Below are 504 nucleotides of genomic sequence, written 5' to 3'. Positions count from 1 at the left end.
AATCGCTGTCAGAGTCCGAATCGCTGTCGGAGTCCGAATCACTGTCAGAGTCGGAATCGCTGTCGGAGTCAGAATCGCTGTCAGAGTCCGAGTCGCTGTCGGAATCGGAGTCGCTGTCAGAGTCCGAGTCGCTGTCGGAATCGGAGTCGCTGTCAGAGTCCGAGTCGCTGTCAGAATCCGAGTCACTGTCAGAATCGGAATCGCTGTCGGAATCGGAATCGCTGTCAGAGTCCGAATCGCTGTCAGAGTCAGAATCGCTGTCAGAATCGGAATCGCTGTCAGAGTCAGAATCGCTGTCGCTATCCGAGTCGCTGTCAGAATCCGAATCGCTGTCGCTATCCGAGTCACTGTCCGAGTCCGAGTCGCTGTCGGAGTCCGAGTCGCTGTCGGAGTCCGAGTCGCTGTCAGAGTCCGAGTCACTGTCAGAGTCCGAGTCGCTGTCAGAATCCGAATCACTGTCTGAATCCGAATCACTGTCCGAGTCCGAGTCGCTGTCGGAGTCCG

At 56.7% G+C, this 504-nt stretch carries 1 protein-coding gene; it reads right to left on the bottom strand.

Translation table 11 applies throughout. The features are described from left to right. The coding region (locus tag HMPREF3178_RS26995) for a hypothetical protein (protein ID WP_077270137.1) at positions 1-504 on the bottom strand (504 nt) is incomplete at both ends.

It is taken from the genome of Klebsiella sp. HMSC09D12, assembly GCF_001808475.1.
Classification (GTDB): Bacteria; Pseudomonadota; Gammaproteobacteria; order Enterobacterales; family Enterobacteriaceae; genus Klebsiella; species Klebsiella oxytoca.
The sequence above is the reverse complement of the archived record's forward strand: the minus strand, read 5'-3'. Positions and strand labels throughout refer to the sequence as shown.